This window comes from Photobacterium sp. DNB23_23_1, from assembly GCF_052873815.1.
This window is the reverse complement of the sequence record NZ_JBNNXT010000007.1, coordinates 102,234-117,332: the sequence shown is the minus strand read 5'-3', so window position 1 is coordinate 117,332 and position 15,099 is coordinate 102,234. Positions and strand designations below refer to the sequence as shown.

At 48.7% G+C, this 15,099-nt stretch carries 14 protein-coding genes; 8 read left to right on the top strand and 6 right to left on the bottom strand.

Translation table 11 applies throughout. The annotated features are described in order from the left end of the window. Positions 1 to 42 precede the first annotated feature (42 nt). Positions 43 to 1,251 (bottom strand): dicarboxylate/amino acid:cation symporter, encoded by a 1,209-nt coding sequence (locus ACVA53_RS06845; RefSeq protein WP_255042936.1) that lies wholly within the window; start codon positions 1,249 to 1,251, stop codon positions 43 to 45. A gap of 477 nt (positions 1,252 to 1,728) precedes the next feature. After that, positions 1,729 to 2,106 carry an autonomous glycyl radical cofactor GrcA gene (grcA, locus tag ACVA53_RS06840; RefSeq protein WP_255042935.1) on the bottom strand — a complete coding sequence of 126 codons (378 nt, stop codon included), beginning with the start codon at positions 2,104 to 2,106 and terminating at the stop codon, positions 1,729 to 1,731. 544 nt (positions 2,107 to 2,650) lie between these two features. Here grcA and nfo point away from each other — a divergent pair. The 3 genes from nfo to ACVA53_RS06825 all read left to right on the top strand — a co-directional run bounded on the left by nfo (position 2,651) and on the right by ACVA53_RS06825 (position 5,264). Then, positions 2,651 to 3,502: a deoxyribonuclease IV gene (gene nfo / locus ACVA53_RS06835; protein ID WP_255042934.1), complete on the top strand. Its 852-nt coding sequence runs from the start codon at positions 2,651 to 2,653 to the stop codon at positions 3,500 to 3,502. Between the two features lie 427 nt (positions 3,503 to 3,929). Beyond that, entirely contained in the window at positions 3,930 to 4,604 is a 675-nt protein-coding gene (gene ung / locus ACVA53_RS06830; RefSeq protein ID WP_446504766.1) for a uracil-DNA glycosylase, read from the top strand. A gap of 123 nt (positions 4,605 to 4,727) precedes the next feature. After that, positions 4,728 to 5,264 carry a hemerythrin domain-containing protein gene (locus ACVA53_RS06825; protein ID WP_255042932.1) on the top strand — a complete coding sequence of 179 codons (537 nt, stop codon included), beginning with the start codon at positions 4,728 to 4,730 and terminating at the stop codon, positions 5,262 to 5,264. A gap of 75 nt (positions 5,265 to 5,339) precedes the next feature. Here the strand turns inward: ACVA53_RS06825 and ACVA53_RS06820 are convergent, their stop codons facing one another. After that, entirely contained in the window at positions 5,340 to 5,522 is a 183-nt protein-coding gene (locus ACVA53_RS06820; RefSeq protein WP_255042931.1) for a DUF3545 family protein, read from the bottom strand. A 567-nt stretch (positions 5,523 to 6,089) separates the two neighbouring features. Between ACVA53_RS06820 and ACVA53_RS06815 the strand changes: the two genes are divergently transcribed. Together ACVA53_RS06815 and yaaA are read left to right on the top strand one after the other, a co-directional pair. Continuing rightward, entirely contained in the window at positions 6,090 to 7,520 is a 1,431-nt protein-coding gene (locus tag ACVA53_RS06815) for an alanine/glycine:cation symporter family protein (RefSeq protein ID WP_255042930.1), read from the top strand. Positions 7,521 to 7,640: 120 nt separating this feature from the next. Then, positions 7,641 to 8,414, top strand: a complete 774-nt coding sequence (gene yaaA, locus ACVA53_RS06810) for a peroxide stress protein YaaA (RefSeq protein ID WP_255041892.1) — start codon at positions 7,641 to 7,643, stop codon at positions 8,412 to 8,414. A gap of 104 nt (positions 8,415 to 8,518) precedes the next feature. Here the strand turns inward: yaaA and srmB are convergent, their stop codons facing one another. Together srmB and ACVA53_RS06800 are read right to left on the bottom strand one after the other, a co-directional pair. Then, the gene (gene srmB, locus ACVA53_RS06805; protein ID WP_255041893.1) at positions 8,519 to 9,742 is read right to left on the bottom strand and encodes an ATP-dependent RNA helicase SrmB; all 1,224 of its coding nucleotides are present in this window, start codon (positions 9,740 to 9,742) and stop codon (positions 8,519 to 8,521) included. Positions 9,743 to 9,918: 176 nt separating this feature from the next. Beyond that, positions 9,919 to 10,635, bottom strand: coding sequence for a tRNA1(Val) (adenine(37)-N6)-methyltransferase (locus ACVA53_RS06800; RefSeq protein WP_446504765.1), 717 nt, complete (start codon positions 10,633 to 10,635; stop codon positions 9,919 to 9,921). A gap of 362 nt (positions 10,636 to 10,997) precedes the next feature. Here ACVA53_RS06800 and brnQ point away from each other — a divergent pair, with 362 nt between their 5' ends. Next, a complete protein-coding gene (gene brnQ, locus ACVA53_RS06795) occupies positions 10,998 to 12,317 on the top strand; it encodes a branched-chain amino acid transport system II carrier protein (protein ID WP_255041896.1) in 1,320 nt (439 codons plus the stop codon). A gap of 119 nt (positions 12,318 to 12,436) precedes the next feature. Here the strand turns inward: brnQ and fldB are convergent, their stop codons facing one another. Then, positions 12,437 to 12,955, bottom strand: coding sequence for a flavodoxin FldB (gene fldB, locus ACVA53_RS06790; RefSeq protein WP_446504764.1), 519 nt, complete (start codon positions 12,953 to 12,955; stop codon positions 12,437 to 12,439). 208 nt (positions 12,956 to 13,163) lie between these two features. Between fldB and xerD the strand changes: the two genes are divergently transcribed. Both xerD and dsbC read left to right on the top strand, forming a co-directional pair. Beyond that, positions 13,164 to 14,060, top strand: a complete 897-nt coding sequence (gene xerD, locus ACVA53_RS06785; protein ID WP_255041997.1) for a site-specific tyrosine recombinase XerD — start codon at positions 13,164 to 13,166, stop codon at positions 14,058 to 14,060. A gap of 196 nt (positions 14,061 to 14,256) precedes the next feature. After that, positions 14,257 to 14,979, top strand: coding sequence for a bifunctional protein-disulfide isomerase/oxidoreductase DsbC (dsbC, locus tag ACVA53_RS06780; protein WP_255041899.1), 723 nt, complete (start codon positions 14,257 to 14,259; stop codon positions 14,977 to 14,979). Positions 14,980 to 15,099 lie beyond the last annotated feature (120 nt).

Here is a 15,099-nt window from a genome sequence, read left to right as displayed (position 1 = left end):
GCCGAGGCTCCCTTTTTTAGTACTTGATGTTATCGCATTTGATTAGGCGACTTGCTCGCTGCTAGTGGCATCGGTTTCAGTGCCAGTCACACCCGTCTCCCCACTCACCGCTTCGTCAGCAAATTTGTCGACCCATAATGCTAGCGCACCGTCACCGGTGATGTTACACGCGGTACCGAAACCGTCTTGTGCCAGGTGCAGGGCGATTTGCAGACCTATCATGGCTTCGGTAAACCCCATCATAGAACCGAGTAAGCCAACAGCGGCCATGACGGCACCACCCGGTGCACCCGGAGCGGCAACCATAGTGATGCCCAGCATGCCGATAAACGGCAAAGCTTCAATGAAACTCGGAACGGTGGCGTTCCCTGTTACCAAAATAACCGCAACGCAGACAGACGTGATGCTAATTGCTGAACCTGACATGTGGATGTTGGCACAAAGCGGCACCACGAAGTTGGCAATTGGCTTCTTTACACCGTTTGCTTGAGTTTGGCGCAAGGTTACCGGCAGGCTGGCCGCAGAAGACATGGTACCAATCGCTGTTATATAAGCCGGCAGCATGTTCTTTAAAAGCTTAAATGGTGAACGGCCCAGCAGTGCGCCTGTTGTTAGGAATTGTAGGCTTAGCCATAACCAGTGCAGAGCAATGATGAGTACGAGTACGAAGGTAAAGGTTTTCAGGGTTGAGAACACGGTACCTTGTATTGTCATATCGGCAAATACACCCGAGATGTAGAACGGCAGTGATGGCACCATGACTTTTGAAAGGAACAGCTCGATGATGTTGCGGCCTTCGTCGCTCAATTTGCGCATGGTGTCGCTATTGGTCGCCGTGATCCCTAAACCAAAGATAAAGGCAACAGCGAGGGCTGTCATCACCCCCATAATTGGTGGGATCTTCAGATCAATCAATGGCGATAAGGTACGTACTGCATCGCTAACCTCGCCCGGGCTATGCAGTACGGATGGCAATACCTGGCTGGCAACCAAGTAAGCCATTGCACCAGCCCCCATGGTCGATAGATAGCTCAGGCCGACTGTTTTACCGAGTAGTTTGCCGGAGTTTTTCGGTAGGTTGGCAATGCCGCTAGTAACAAAAAATAGAATCAACAAAGGAATAGTGAAACCAATCAGCTGGCTGATCAGTGCTTTCATGGTAATAAGAATTTGCACTAGTAAATCAGGAGCAAACAGGCCGACAAGAATACCTGCCACAATACCTGCAAGAAGTTTTAGAATAAGTTTCATCGTCAAAGTTCCGATTGAGGAGTTTGAAAAATATTAAGGGTTTAATGCGTTCTAATTTGGCGGAGGGTGTTGTATCACTTCCCGGTAAGGGATGCCAAAAAAGCGGGCTTTTTATGTCGTACTAGCAGCAAAATTAAAAGTGTTTGCAGGTATTCCCTTCATAATGGTTAATTCTTTGACATAAATTAAGGTGATGAACTTCTGCTAGTAACATTTGGCGGGTTTTGCGTGCTAGCAAGCAAAAAAAGTAGCAGGGAAATAGTCTGCTATTGACAGAAGTGTAGATTTATTTTCTGATTTTTTACTTAATTTAATGGTTGTTCAATACTTTTTGCCTGTGGGTACAGATATTGGGTGGCAGGCAAGGCTGATCAAATATTTATGTAGCTTGGTATAAGCGGTGTGGGTTGAAACGGTGAAAGACGGGCGTAAAAAAACGGCACTCGTAGGTGCCGTTTTTGCTAACAGAAGCTGTAATTACAGGCTGTTAGTGAAAGTACGAGCGATAACGTCGCGCTGCTGCTCGGTAGTTAGAGAGTTGAAGCGTACCGCGTAGCCAGATACACGGATAGTCAGCTGTGGGTATTTTTCTGGGTGGTTAGCTGCATCTTCCAGTGTTTCACGCTTAAGAACATTAACGTTCAGGTGCTGACCGCCTTCGATCTTAGCGGGTGCTTCGATAGCGACTTCGCGCGACTCGTACTCACCTAGTTCCGCAGTCGGGATCACTTGGTCTGCTTCGAAGCCAGCAGAAGCGGCAACACAGCGTGCTTCGTTAGTCTCTGAATCAAGCAACCAGATTGAGTTTAGTAGGTCATCGTTAGCTGATTTGGTGATTTGAATACCTTGGATCATGACTTTCTTCTCCGTATAAGACTTATTTTTATGACCTAACCCCTGAGGTTTAAGCCTGATTTTGCAAAATTATGACTAGTGAAAAATATGACCGGATGTCGGTATTTATGATAATGAGAAGCCTTGTGAGCAAAAGGTTCCAACCGTCATGAGCCATATTTTTTAGTAGTTATAATTCACAATCACCGCTTGCAGGGGATGTCGTTAGTTTTTTAATTTTCTTGTTGAGTTGCGTATTATATACCTCGGTGGTGATGATTGTGTATTGATTTAGATCAAATTACAACAAAAAACCTTAAATTATGAAGGGCGATTTTATTGAGCTAGGTCAACTAAGCCGCACTTTTATTGATGATTAACTAATGTTTTATCATTTAAAAAATAGTTTAATGGATCATTTGTAGTAAAATTACATCATAAATTGAGCGCCATTCCCCTAACCTCTCGGAAAATGGATCCTTGTCTCGATCAATCTGTAAGCGCTGACGTTGATAAATAACGTACAATCGGTGCTTAAAATGAAAAACGTCAAAGTAGGAAAAAAATGAAATTAATTGGTGCGCACGTATCTGCTGCCGGAGGTGTACATAACTCACCAGAAAATGCCAACAAGCTTGGAGCCAATGCGTTTGCCCTATTCACCAAAAATCAGCGCCAATGGGCAGCCAAGCCACTGGAGCAGGATGTGGTTACGGCGTTCAAGGCGCGGTGCCAGCAATACGGCTTCAGCCCTGATGCTATTCTTCCCCATGACTCATACCTGATAAACCTTGGAGCACCAGAGAGTGAGAAGCTGGAAAAGTCGCGCAATGCGTTTATTGATGAAATGGCCCGCTGTCAGCAGTTGGGGTTGCACTTGTTAAACTTCCACCCTGGTAGCCATTTGAAAAAAATGCCAGAGAATGACTGCCTATCTTTGATTGCCGAGTCCATCAACCTTGCACACGCCGAGGTACCCAATGTCGTCGCGGTGATTGAAAATACAGCAGGGCAGGGCAGCAACCTCGGCTGGCGCTTCGAGCAACTGGCTAGCATCATTGAGCAGGTTGAAGATAAATCTCGGATTGGGGTCTGCATCGATACTTGCCATGCCTTTGCCGCCGGTTATGACTTGCGCAGTGAAACGGCCACGGATAAGACGTTTGCTGAGTTTGATGAGGTTATCGGAATGGAATACCTGCGTGGTATGCACCTTAATGACTCTAAAGGTGGACTAGGGAGTCACCTTGACCGCCATCATAGTTTAGGGGAAGGCGAAATTGGTTGGGACTGCTTCCGCTACCTCATGAAAGATAGCCGGTTTGATAATATTCCATTGGTACTGGAAACCATCAATCCAGATATTTGGCAACAGGAAATCGCAACCTTGCGTTCGTTTATTCCTGAAGCCGAATGATATTTGCAATAATGGATCAACGAGCACCAATATAGGGCAATGTCGGCTGGGTTTTATTGGGTGATATTTTTAAGTTGTTTGTTTTATAAGGTTATTTTTCTTCATCTTAACTTTGGCACTAATCTTTCATAGTTGCTTTTAGTGATAAAGCAAAGAGAGGGAAAGGTTATGAATAGTGAAATGATGGTTTTGAATTATGGCGCCTCACGATTACCACAGGCTCACCGCCACATTCAGGGGCGGGGACATTGGCGTACGCCCATTACCCCTAAAGCGCGCTATCAAGTGGATTGAATACTGCGCCCATCTTCTCCTTTTGATAAGCCTCTTATCCAGTTGAGTGGGTAGGGGCTTTGTTTTATCAGCTAAACCCATACAATAAGCAGCAAAAGTAATACCACTGGGTTTGGTATAAGAGGAGCAGAAAATGAGTGCTGTACTGAGCTGGCAAGATGTCATAGAAGCCGAACGCGATAAACTGTATTTCCAGCAAGTGGAGCAATATGTCGCATTAGAGCGAGCGGCTGGAAAAAATATATATCCCCCCCAAGAGGATGTATTCAGTGCGCTGATAGCGACACCGCTATCAGAAGTCAAGGTGGTGATTTTGGGACAGGATCCCTATCACGGTCCGGGTCAAGCGCATGGTTTAAGCTTTTCGGTCCGCCCCGGAGTGAAGATCCCGCCGTCTCTGGCCAACATGTACAAAGAGCTGATAACGGATATCGACGGCTTTGTCCCGCCAAATCATGGTTACCTGCAGAGCTGGGCTGAGCAGGGTGTGTTGTTGCTCAACACTGTGCTGACAGTAGAGCAGGGTAACGCCCACTCGCATGCCAAGATTGGCTGGGAGGTGTTTACTGACCGCCTGATTGAAGTGATTGATCAACATTGCGAGGGCGTTATTTTCTTGCTGTGGGGCGCACATGCCCAAAAGAAGGGAAAGAAAATCAATACCGAACGCCATCATGTGCTGCGTTCTGCCCATCCATCACCATTGTCTGCATACAGAGGATTCTTTGGCTGTAAGCATTTCTCTCAAACTAATCAGCTATTAAGACAGATGAATAAGCCAGATATTAACTGGTTGCTGAAAGATTAAGCTTTACTTGTCAAGATGTATGGATAATGTAAAATATTTGCTCATTAAATAACCAAGATCAAGGTGCGTTATTTCATCTTTATATACACTTTCAGTAATGGAGTTGACTGGGAGGTTTATGCAATGATGCTGGATGATATTCACACTGAACATGGTTATATTTGCCGACTGTTGAAGATCCTACAACAGAAGTTGGTCGCGATACGAAATGGGCAAGAGGTTAACTATGGCCTGATCAAAGACATTGTGGATTATCTGCAGAACCATGCCGAATGTTGCCACCATCCTAAAGAGGATGTGCTCTACCATTATTATCAAGCTCACTATGCCGATAATGCTGGTCAGGTAGCAAGCCTGGAAAAAGAGCATGAAGAGCTGGCAAGATTAACTCAGGAATTTGCCGATACGGTTGATATGATCCTGATGGACGCGGTGATCCCACTCGATGTGTTTGCCGAAAAACTCAATGCTTTTGTTGTTAGCCAGTTTGCTCATTTGGAGTTTGAGGAAAAACACATTCTACCTTTGATCCGTAAGCACTTTACCCAAGAGGATTGGCTGGCGGTGTCACAACAGTATGAGAAGTGCGATTGTGACCCGCTATTTGGCGGCCAGGTTACCGAGCGGTACCGTCATTTAGCTGAGCGGTTGCAAGCATAATCGACGGAGTGACCAATATAAATGAAAGGGCCGGCGCTGAGCCGGCTCTTTGGTTGATCGTTTGGTCTTTACAGGCTAGAAATCAATATCTTCGTATGATGAATCTTTGAACATATCAATATCAGCCAATTCACGGCGCAACCTTTCCCTATCTTTTAGCGCTTCAATTTCACGCCACTTGCGTTTTACCGGCTTGCTACGAGCACCGCGTCTTGGCGTTTCTGTTGCAAGAATGTCATCGAATGCATAGCTGTCCATAGAGCACCTCTTCCTTACAATCGGTTCTATTTAAATATCATAGCAAGACCCAAAATAAAATTGATGTGTTTCGCAAATGTTACTTAACGATGAATATTTTATGTGCGGCAGGTCCCAATGCGAGCGGGGTTGTATAAAAAAGCACCGGAAAGAGAAAGGGTTAGCCGTTGCTTAGATGTGTGAAAAGTCAAAGATCGACACTCAATTCGCCAGTATTATGCGAGATAGGCAATATTCATGTAAGGGATGTTGATTTTTGCTGGTTATCTTTGCATGATCATCTGCCATCTGTAGTTATACCGTAATAGGTTAAGTTGGCAGGTGGCTATCTTCTTAAGCCTCTTGTTAACATCATGCCTACATCTAGCTGCGCTGGATAGCGGCCCACACTGGCTGGCGTGGCTCATGTGCCGCTGTCTTTTACCACATAATAAAACTAAGGTTGTAGTAACTGTTTTGTTTAATCGGCAGATTATTGTCAGGTTGGCAAGCGGGCTGAACCGATACTTTTTGCTTGCGGCCTGATTGGCCGGCTTCAGCTACTTATTGATTTTTAGAGGGTTCGACGTGTCAAGTCAGATTAATTTTTTGAACGATCTGTTATGGGGCTCAGTGCTCATTTATTTGCTGATTGGCGTTGGCGTGTTTTTTACCTATCGGTTGGGGTTTATTCAGTTCCGTCATTTTGGCCATATGTTCAGCGTGATGAAAAACAGCCGTAAGTCGGATAAGTCAGGTATTTCATCATTCCAAGCACTGTGTACCAGCCTGGCAGCCCGTGTCGGCACCGGTAACATGGCGGGTGTTGCTGTGGCGCTGACGCTTGGCGGCCCTGGTGCTATTTTCTGGATGTGGTTGATTGCCATGTTGGGTATGGCGACGGCGTTTGCCGAAAGCGCGCTGGCTCAGCTCTACAAGACCCGAGATGATGACGGTAACTACCGTGGTGGCCCTGCTTATTATATGGAAAAAGGGTTGGGCATGCGCTGGATGGGGGTTGTATTCTCCATTTTCCTTATTATTGCGTTTGGCTTGGTCTTCAACTCGGTTCAGGCTAATTCGATCACCCTTGCGATGAATGTCGCCTTCGGCTGGAACCCGGCTTATGTCGGCGTTGTGCTGGTGGTGATGGCCGGTGTGATTATTTTCGGCGGCCTGCGGACGATTGCCCGTACTGCCGAGATCCTGGTGCCTGCGATGGCCCTGTGTTACCTGGTGCTTGCCCTGTTCATCATGTTTACCAACCTTGGCAAGCTACCTGAAGTGCTGGGTTTGATTTTCCGTAGTGCGTTCGGCCTGGAAGAAGCGGCGTCGGGGGCGTTGGGCTACACTATTGCTCAGGGCATGATCAATGGCCTCAAGCGTGGCTTGTTCTCCAATGAAGCTGGTATGGGGTCGGCACCGAATGCTGCCGCTTCCGCCACGCCTTATCCACCACACCCTGCTTCTCAGGGATATGTGCAGATGCTCGGCGTATTCATGGACACCATTGTGATCTGTTCGGCGACGGTAGCGATTATCTTGATGTCGGGCGAGTATGTCCCGCATAGCGAGATCACTGGTATTGAGTTGACCCAGCGTGCTTTGAGCTCTCAGGTGGGCGGTTGGGGGGCCATTTTCATTGCCGTGGCGATCTTCTTCTTTGCTTTTACCTCCCTGGTGGCCAATTACTCATATGCCGAAACCAACTTGATTTTCCTCGAGCACAACCATAAAGCGGGCCTGACCGTGTTCCGGTTTGTGGTACTGGGTATGGTGATGTTCGGTGCGGTGGCCGATTTGCCGACGGTCTGGGCCATGGCGGATGTGTCAATGGGGATGATGGCGATAATCAATTTGATAGCTATTGTGCTGCTGTCCGGTACAGTGGTGAAACTGGCCAAGGATTACAACCAGCAGCTCAAGCAAGGGAAAGTCCCTACCTTTGATAGCAAGGATTACCCTGAGCTACACGCTCAGCTAGAAGAAGGGATCTGGGATCAGCCTAAAAAGGGGTGATTTACGCTAGCCATCGAATTTGACGATAGCAGTAATAGAAAAGACCATGCGTACAACGCGTGGTTTTTTTTTGTCATGCTGTTAACATCTTAGCCATATAAGATCAAAAGGAAGCATCCCATGTTAATTGTGGTTTCACCGGCAAAAACACTCGATTATGACTCTCCGTTGGCAACAGAGATGTTCACCCAGCCTGAGCTGACTGATCATTCGGCAGAGCTGATAGAAGTGTGTCGCGAGCTGACCCCGGCCCAGATAGCCAGCCTGATGAAAGTCAGTGATAAAATCGCCGGTTTGAATGCGGCCCGTTTCGCTGAGTGGCAACCTGAATTTACCACCGATAACGCCCGCCAAGCGATTTTAGCCTTCAAAGGTGATGTTTATACCGGTTTGGCCGCCGAAACCATGGATGACGCCCAATTTGCTTATGCTCAGCAGCATCTGCGAATGCTATCGGGCCTGTATGGCCTGCTGCGCCCGCTTGACTTGATGCAGCCATACCGCCTGGAAATGGGGACCAAGCTGGCCAACCCGCGCGGCACCAATTTGTACCAGTTTTGGGGCAATATCATTACTGATAAGATCAACCAGGCATTAGTTGAGCAAGGTGATGATACCCTGATCAACTTGGCGTCAAATGAATACTTTAAGGCGGTTAAGGCCAAGCAGGTGGCGGGTAAGGTAATAACTCCAGTGTTCAAAGACTGCAAGAATGGTACTTACAAGGTTATTAGCTTCTACGCTAAGAAGGCGCGTGGCATGATGGCGCGTTACATCATTGATAACCAAGTGGATTCGGTGGAAAAGCTCAAGCAGTTTGATACCGCGGGTTATTACTTTGTGCCAGCCGAGTCGACGGCGACCGAGTTGGTGTTTAAGCGCGAAGAGCCGTAATTATTATCGTGTAGAGTCGTGGTACCAATATTATTGGGTTTGGTATTAGAAAAAACGGGCTGGTGAATACCAGCCCGTTTATGTATTAGGTGAAAGCAGAAGTATTACTTCTTCGCTTTTTTCTTTTTCACAGCCGCTTTCTTTTTCGGATCTTTTTTCTTCTTCTTTTTCACGGTCAGGGCTTTTTTGTGTTTCGGGCGCATGCCTTCGATAAAACGCTCTGCTACTTCTTCGTTCATGTAGCGACCAACACGATCGATCATGCTTTGATCATGTGCTTCGATAAGCGATATGGCAGTGCCTTTCTTACCGGCCCGGGCGGTACGGCCAATTCTGTGTAGGTAAACGTCGGCAGTACGTGGCATGTCGAAGTTGATGACGTGGCTGATATCCGGCAGATCGATACCACGGGCAGCAACGTCGGTTGCCAGCATGATATTTATTTCGCCATCACGGAAGCGGCGGATAGTATTGTTACGCGAGGCTTGGGCCATTTCGCCTTGGAGCCAGCAGCAAGGGATCTGCATCGCAGCAAGCTGGTCACGCAGTGTCGCCAGACGTTCTCGAGTCTTGACGAAAATGATGGTGCGTTCGGCTTCGCTTTTAAGAATCGTCTCCAGCAGCGCCAGCTTGTGGGCCATGTCGTCGCAGCGGTGGTAGTACTGATGGATTTTCTTGCGCTCACGACGTGGCGGCTCGGCATTGACTTCAACTGGCTCGTTAAGGATGGTGCTTGAGAAGTCGCGGACACCTTTGCCTTCCAAGGTTGCGGAGAACAGTAAGCTCTGGCGGCGCCAGCGACATTCGTTGTGAAGACGTTGGACGATTTTACCAAAGCCCATGTCCAGCATGCGGTCAGCTTCGTCGAGGATCAGGCATTCAATTGCACGGCAGTCAAAGCGCTCGCTTTCGATGTACTCCATCAGGCGACCCGGTGTTGCCACCACGATATCTTGGGTTTTGCCCAATAGCTCGGCATGCTCATCGTAGGAGATGCCGCCGGTAATGGTGAAAACCTTCAGCTGGGTGTGCTTGGCAAGCGCGCGGGCTTGATCGGCGACCTGAATAGCCAGCTCTCGGGTTGGTGTTAGTACCAGTACGCGCGCAGGCCCCGGCTTTTTACGCGGGAAATCCTGCAGGTGCTGGATCATCGGCAGAAGAAATGCTGCGGTTTTTCCGGTACCGGTAGGAGCGGACGCTAGTACATCTCGGCCATCCAGCGCGTGCGGGATCGCTTCAGCTTGGATCACGGTTGGGCGATCGTAGCCGAGATCGGCAATGGCCTGCAGCAGCTCGCTATCTAATTCTAATTCGGAAAACTCTCTCACCAGTCATTTCTCCTTGGGGAAATAAGGGAATCCCCCTCTTTTATATGGGGAGCCTATAGATCGCCGGTTACGTGCAAAAAACATAAGGGGCGGCATTATAGAGATTATTGCCGCAACGATCACCGATAAAAGTATAAAAACTTCCGCATTTCGCCAAATTGAATGCGGTATTCACATTACATTTTCAAGTAAAACGCCTTGGTTAGGGCAATAAAGCCCTTGCTGTACAGGCCGCCTTGGTGGATCACCAGTTGTTCGCTTTGGCACGATGACGGATTTGTCCCCAATTCGATCAGCAGCCGGCTCGGTGGTTTGCGCTCGGTGGTTTTCACTTTGCACAACCGCTGGCAATAGAGCTGGTGGACACGCGCCGCTTCGATCAATTGCTCGCCTTCATACACCGGTAAAATGAGGCTGGCACTTCCCGTTGGGCTCAGCAGGTGGCGAATAGCCGCCAGCAACTCGTGATGTGGCAAGGTATCGGTATGACGTGCCGTTGCCCGTGCTTGGCTGTCAGCCTGCTCACCATGGTTGAAATAAGGCGGGTTACAGACAATCGTACCGACGGAGCCGGCTGGTTGCTGGTTAGCCCAAGCCTGAACGGTTTGGTGCGCTATTTTGATGCGTCCTGTCCATGGGGAGTCGGTGACGTTGCGCTGAGCTGCCAATGCTGCACCGTTGTCAATTTCAATCGCGGTGATGGGATTGCCTTGCTTAGCTGTGCGTTGTGCTGCCATCAGCGCTAGCAAACCGCTACCTGTGCCGATATCGAGGATCGGGCCAGATGGCGGCAGGGTTACCCAGGCACCGAGCAGAACCCCATCAGTACTGACGGGCATACCACAGCCGTGGTCATTAATGTGGAATTGCTTGAAGGTGAAACCTTTTGCCATGGCGTAGCTGGACCTTGTGATGTTTTTGACCTTGCCATTATAGCCTGCTCGGGAACAATTTAAGAATGATAACCTTCTGTTGAATAGTTGTTGCATGGTTATTGATTCTGTTTTTTATGTTTTTCATAAGTGGATTTTATCGGTATTTAACTTTGATCTGGTTGTTTTTTTTGGTTGTATATACTGGTTTTTTAGTGTTGAAACCAAAGAATGTAGTGTTTTTAACTGTGATATTGCTTATTGAGTGCTTTTTCGTCATTATGCTGCGAGCAAGGTCACATTCAGGTAATCCTTTTTTGTGGCCAAAAAAATAACAATATTTACAAAACAGCAGACATAACATCAAGAGTGGAAGGTGCAGTTTGAAAAAGTCACTCAGTTTTACCGATATCATGGCGTTGGGTTTTATGACCTTCGCTTTCTTCTTAGGCGCAGGTAATATCATATTCCCGCCACAGGCTGGCCAGCAGGCTGGTGATCACCTCGTACCGGCGATGTTCGGGTTCCTTTCAACCGGTGTTACCTTGCCGCTTGTTGCCATTATTGCCGTTGCCGTTGCCGGCGGTTGGAAAGGCATGACCCAAGACTTGCCGTCGAAAGTCGCCACATTACTGGCTGTGCTGATCTTTATCGTGATCGGCCCGGCATTTGCCGCTCCGCGTGCCGGTTTGGTTGCCTATGAAATGGGCGTGAAACCGTTTATTGCCGATGCAGGACAGCTTAGCCTTACAGTTTTCTCTATTGTCTTTTTTGGCATAGCGATGTTCCTGTCGCGTTCACGTGGCAATTTGGTTGATTTGGTCGGTAAGTTCCTGACACCGATTTTGTTTGTGGCCTTAGTGGTATTGGCTGTGAGCGTTGTCGTCAATCCGCAAGATGCGATTGAAGCGGCCAAGGGTGACTATGTCGAGATGCCGTTCCTCAAAGGCTTTGTCGAAGGGTATAACACCCTGGATGCGGTTGCCGCCTTGCTGTTCGGTATGGTGATTGTTGATGCCGTGCGTAACAAAGGTGTGACCGATGAGCAAGCAACCCGTAAATACCTGATCATGGCCGGCCTTATTGCCGCTGCCGGTCTGGCATTTGTGTATATCTCCCTGTTCTACTTGGGAGCGACCAGTGTCAACATTGCGGCCAATGCGTCGAATGGTGGTGACATTCTGGCGATCTACGTTGCGGCGCTATTTGGCCCTGCCGGCCAGATGATGTTGTCGTTGATTGTGTTGTTGGCATGTTTGACCACCGTGGTTGGCCTGATCAGTGCGTGTTCTGAGTACTTCTCTTCGCTGACTCGCTGGTCTTACGAAAAATGGGCGGTATTGTTATCAGTGATTTGCTGTGTGGTGGCCAATGTAGGTCTGAACCAGCTGATTGTCCTGTCGCTGCCAGCGCTATTTGCTCTGTATCCAATTGCAATGGCATTGGTTATCCTGACGTTCATCCGCCGCTGGTTGCCAAGCCCGACACTGTCTTACCGCGTTGTTATGCTGGTGGCGCTGTCGTTCAGCATGATTGATGCCGCTAAGGTCGCAGGGTTTAATGTTTCTGCATTCCGTGTTTTGCCGTTGTTTGATTACGGTATGGCGTGGGTGATGCCGACATTTGCGGCGCTGGTTGTGACTTGCTTTGTTGGTTCACAACAGGCGATTAAGCAAGACCAGCAGGAAAGCCAAACCGCTTAAGGTGATATAGATTGTATCGCTTTGACTAAAAGAGCGAAGACAAAAAAGGGATGCCTCGGCATCCCTTTTTGTATTTCCAGCCGCTCACGCACGGTTGGAGGGGGGCGATGAAAAAAGCGTTACAGCGTTTCGCTGTACTCAGTTAGGATTTGTTCACACCATGTCGTGATACGCTCATCGCTCAATTCATATTGGCTATCTTCATCCAGAGCCAGGCCAACAAATAGCGTGCCGTCGTCGGTAAGTGCTTTCGAGGCTTCGAAGTCGTACCCTTCATTTGGCCAGTAGCCGACAAACTGGGCGCCGGTCACCAGCAGTTTCTCGTGCAGCATGCCCATCGCATCGAGGAACCATTCGGTATAGCCTTCCTGATCGCCAAGGCCGAATAGGGCCACGGTTTTGCCACTCAAGCTGAGCCCGTCGAGTTGCTCCCACACGGCTTCCCAGTCTTCCTGCAACTCGCCGAAATCCCACGTCGAGATCCCAAGGATCAGCATGTCATACTGGTTCATCCCGCTGATATCTGCTTCTTTGATATTATGTAAATCAACCAGTTCAGCACCGATGCATTCGCGGATTTTCTCCGAGGCCATTTCGGTATAGCAGGTGGTTGAGCCGTAGAATAAGCCAATCTTCATGCTGCTTGTCCAATGTGTAACGAATAATGATAGGGGATTCTACCTAGCTTGGGCGGTCTTGACTATTTCTGAGTGATTGAGTCAGAAATTCCGGTTGCAACTGGGCCGAGTCGTTACATTTGACTGGAAATCGTCTACCATTGAGTACTGTGTATTTATCCATGTGTTTTTGCGGGAAATAACCCCTAAAGCGTACACCGAGGTTGTAGTGGAAAACGATGAAGTGATCATCGAGCGGTTTCTCGATGCGATGTGGATGGAGCGGGGCTTGTCTGAAAATACCCTGATGTCATACCGCAATGATCTGAAAAAAATGGAGAGCTGGCTCGACGAGCAAGGGCTAACGCTAGAGCGGGTGTCTACCGATGATCTGCAGCGATATCAGCAGTGGTTGTTCGATGCTGACTATAAACAGACTTCCCGGGCCCGCATGGTGTCGGCGATCCGTCGTTTGTTCCAGTATTTAAATCGGGAAAAAATGCGCGATGATGATCCCAGCGCTCTGCTCGTTAGCCCAAGGCTGCCCAAGCGCCTGCCCAAAGATATTACCGAAGAGCAAGTCGATGCTTTGTTGTCGGCTCCCGATCCCAACGATCCGATAGAGCTGCGTGACAAGGCGATGCTTGAGTTGCTGTATGCCACCGGGTTGCGTGTTACAGAGTTAGTCAGTCTGACGATGGAAAATGTCAGTTTGCGCCAAGGAGTGGTGCGGGTTATCGGTAAAGGTAATAAAGAGCGCCTTGTGCCGATGGGCGAGGATGCGATTGACTGGATTGAACAGTTCCTGCAAAACGGGCGCCCCCTATTGTTAGGGGAGAAAAGCTCGGATGTGGTATTCCCGAGCAAGCGAGCCAAACAGATGACTCGCCAGACATTCTGGCATCGGATCAAGCACTATGCGGTGAAGGCCGACATTGATGCAGAGACATTGTCCCCCCATGTGATGCGCCATGCGTTTGCGACCCACTTGCTCAATTACGGGGCGGATCTACGAGTGGTGCAGATGCTGCTCGGGCATAGCGATTTATCGACCACCCAGATTTATACCCATGTTGCGACCGAGCGACTCAAACAGCTACATGGTGAGCACCATCCACGAGCTTGAGTGGCTGTTTAGCCTTGCTTACCGTGATGGCTAACCTGCATCTGGTTGATACTTGGGTATATACTAGAAAGGGTGAGATTATTTGCGGAATGTGAAATTTTTTTGCACTATCGGGGTCATATACCCCGTAGTGATGGGTGCTGGCGGTGATCGCCATACTCCGGCACGAACTTATTTTTTTAAAGGAAAGAGTCGCATGCACTTTTTGAGTCGTACGTTACTTGCAACCGCAGTGGCAATGACTGCCTTTACGGCATCAGCCAAGCCAGATGAGGCGGCAATTACAAGCAAGTTGAGTAAACTGGGGCTGGCGCCGGTTTCTATCAGCGCTTCACCGCTACCTGGGCTCAATGAAGTCGTGACTGAGCGTGGCATTTTTTATGTGTCCGATGATGGTGGCCATTTCATTCTTGGCAGTCTATATCAGGCTACTGATGCAGAGCCGGTTAACCTGACCGAGCAGAAGATGGCTAAGTTGAACAAGGCCAAGCTACAGGGGATGGAGGACGAAATGATCGTCTATCCGGCCAAAGATGAAAAATATGTGGTAACGGTCTTTACCGATACCAGCTGTGGTTATTGCCGCAAGCTACACAGTGAAATGCAGGCCTACAATGATGCGGGTATCACCATTCGCTATTTGGCCTTTCCACGTGGGGGGGAGCGCTCGCGTAACTTCGGTGAGATGAGTGCTATTTGGGGAGCCAAAGATCCGGCGAAAGCGATGGATCAGGCCAAAGAAGGCACCTTTAACCCTGCCGGTGTTGAGACACAGAACGATTTGATCAATAAACATTATCAGCTCGGTGTCGCAATGGGTGTTTCCGGTACGCCGGCGATGATTTTGGAAGATGGCACTATGCTGCCGGGTTACCAGCCGGCGCAAATGCTGCGTCAGATGCTAGATAGCCGCGGTTAAAAAAGCATACACCCAGTGACTCGGGTACAAGGCCTCGGCTAAGACCGGGGCTTTTTTACACGCCGAATTTCTGTTGCCCGCTCATGTTCAGCGCCTATAATGGCTTGAGGCACATATGCC

Bases quoted from the DNA above. Each gene is read 5' to 3' on its own strand.
- nfo (WP_255042934.1), top strand. From the start codon at position 2,651: ATGAAATTAATTGGTGCGCACGTATCTGCTGCCGGAGGTGTACATAAC.
- ACVA53_RS06820 (WP_255042931.1), bottom strand. From the start codon at position 5,522: ATGGACAGCTATGCATTCGATGACATTCTTGCAACAGAAACGCCAAGA.
- dsbC (WP_255041899.1), top strand. From the start codon at position 14,257: ATGCACTTTTTGAGTCGTACGTTACTTGCAACCGCAGTGGCAATGACT.
- fldB (WP_446504764.1), bottom strand. From the start codon at position 12,955: ATGAAGATTGGCTTATTCTACGGCTCAACCACCTGCTATACCGAAATG.
- ACVA53_RS06845 (WP_255042936.1), bottom strand. From the start codon at position 1,251: ATGAAACTTATTCTAAAACTTCTTGCAGGTATTGTGGCAGGTATTCTT.
- yaaA (WP_255041892.1), top strand. From the start codon at position 7,641: ATGTTAATTGTGGTTTCACCGGCAAAAACACTCGATTATGACTCTCCG.
- ACVA53_RS06825 (WP_255042932.1), top strand. From the start codon at position 4,728: ATGATGCTGGATGATATTCACACTGAACATGGTTATATTTGCCGACTG.
- ung (WP_446504766.1), top strand. From the start codon at position 3,930: ATGAGTGCTGTACTGAGCTGGCAAGATGTCATAGAAGCCGAACGCGAT.
- ACVA53_RS06800 (WP_446504765.1), bottom strand. From the start codon at position 10,635: ATGGCAAAAGGTTTCACCTTCAAGCAATTCCACATTAATGACCACGGC.
- grcA (WP_255042935.1), bottom strand. From the start codon at position 2,106: ATGATCCAAGGTATTCAAATCACCAAATCAGCTAACGATGACCTACTA.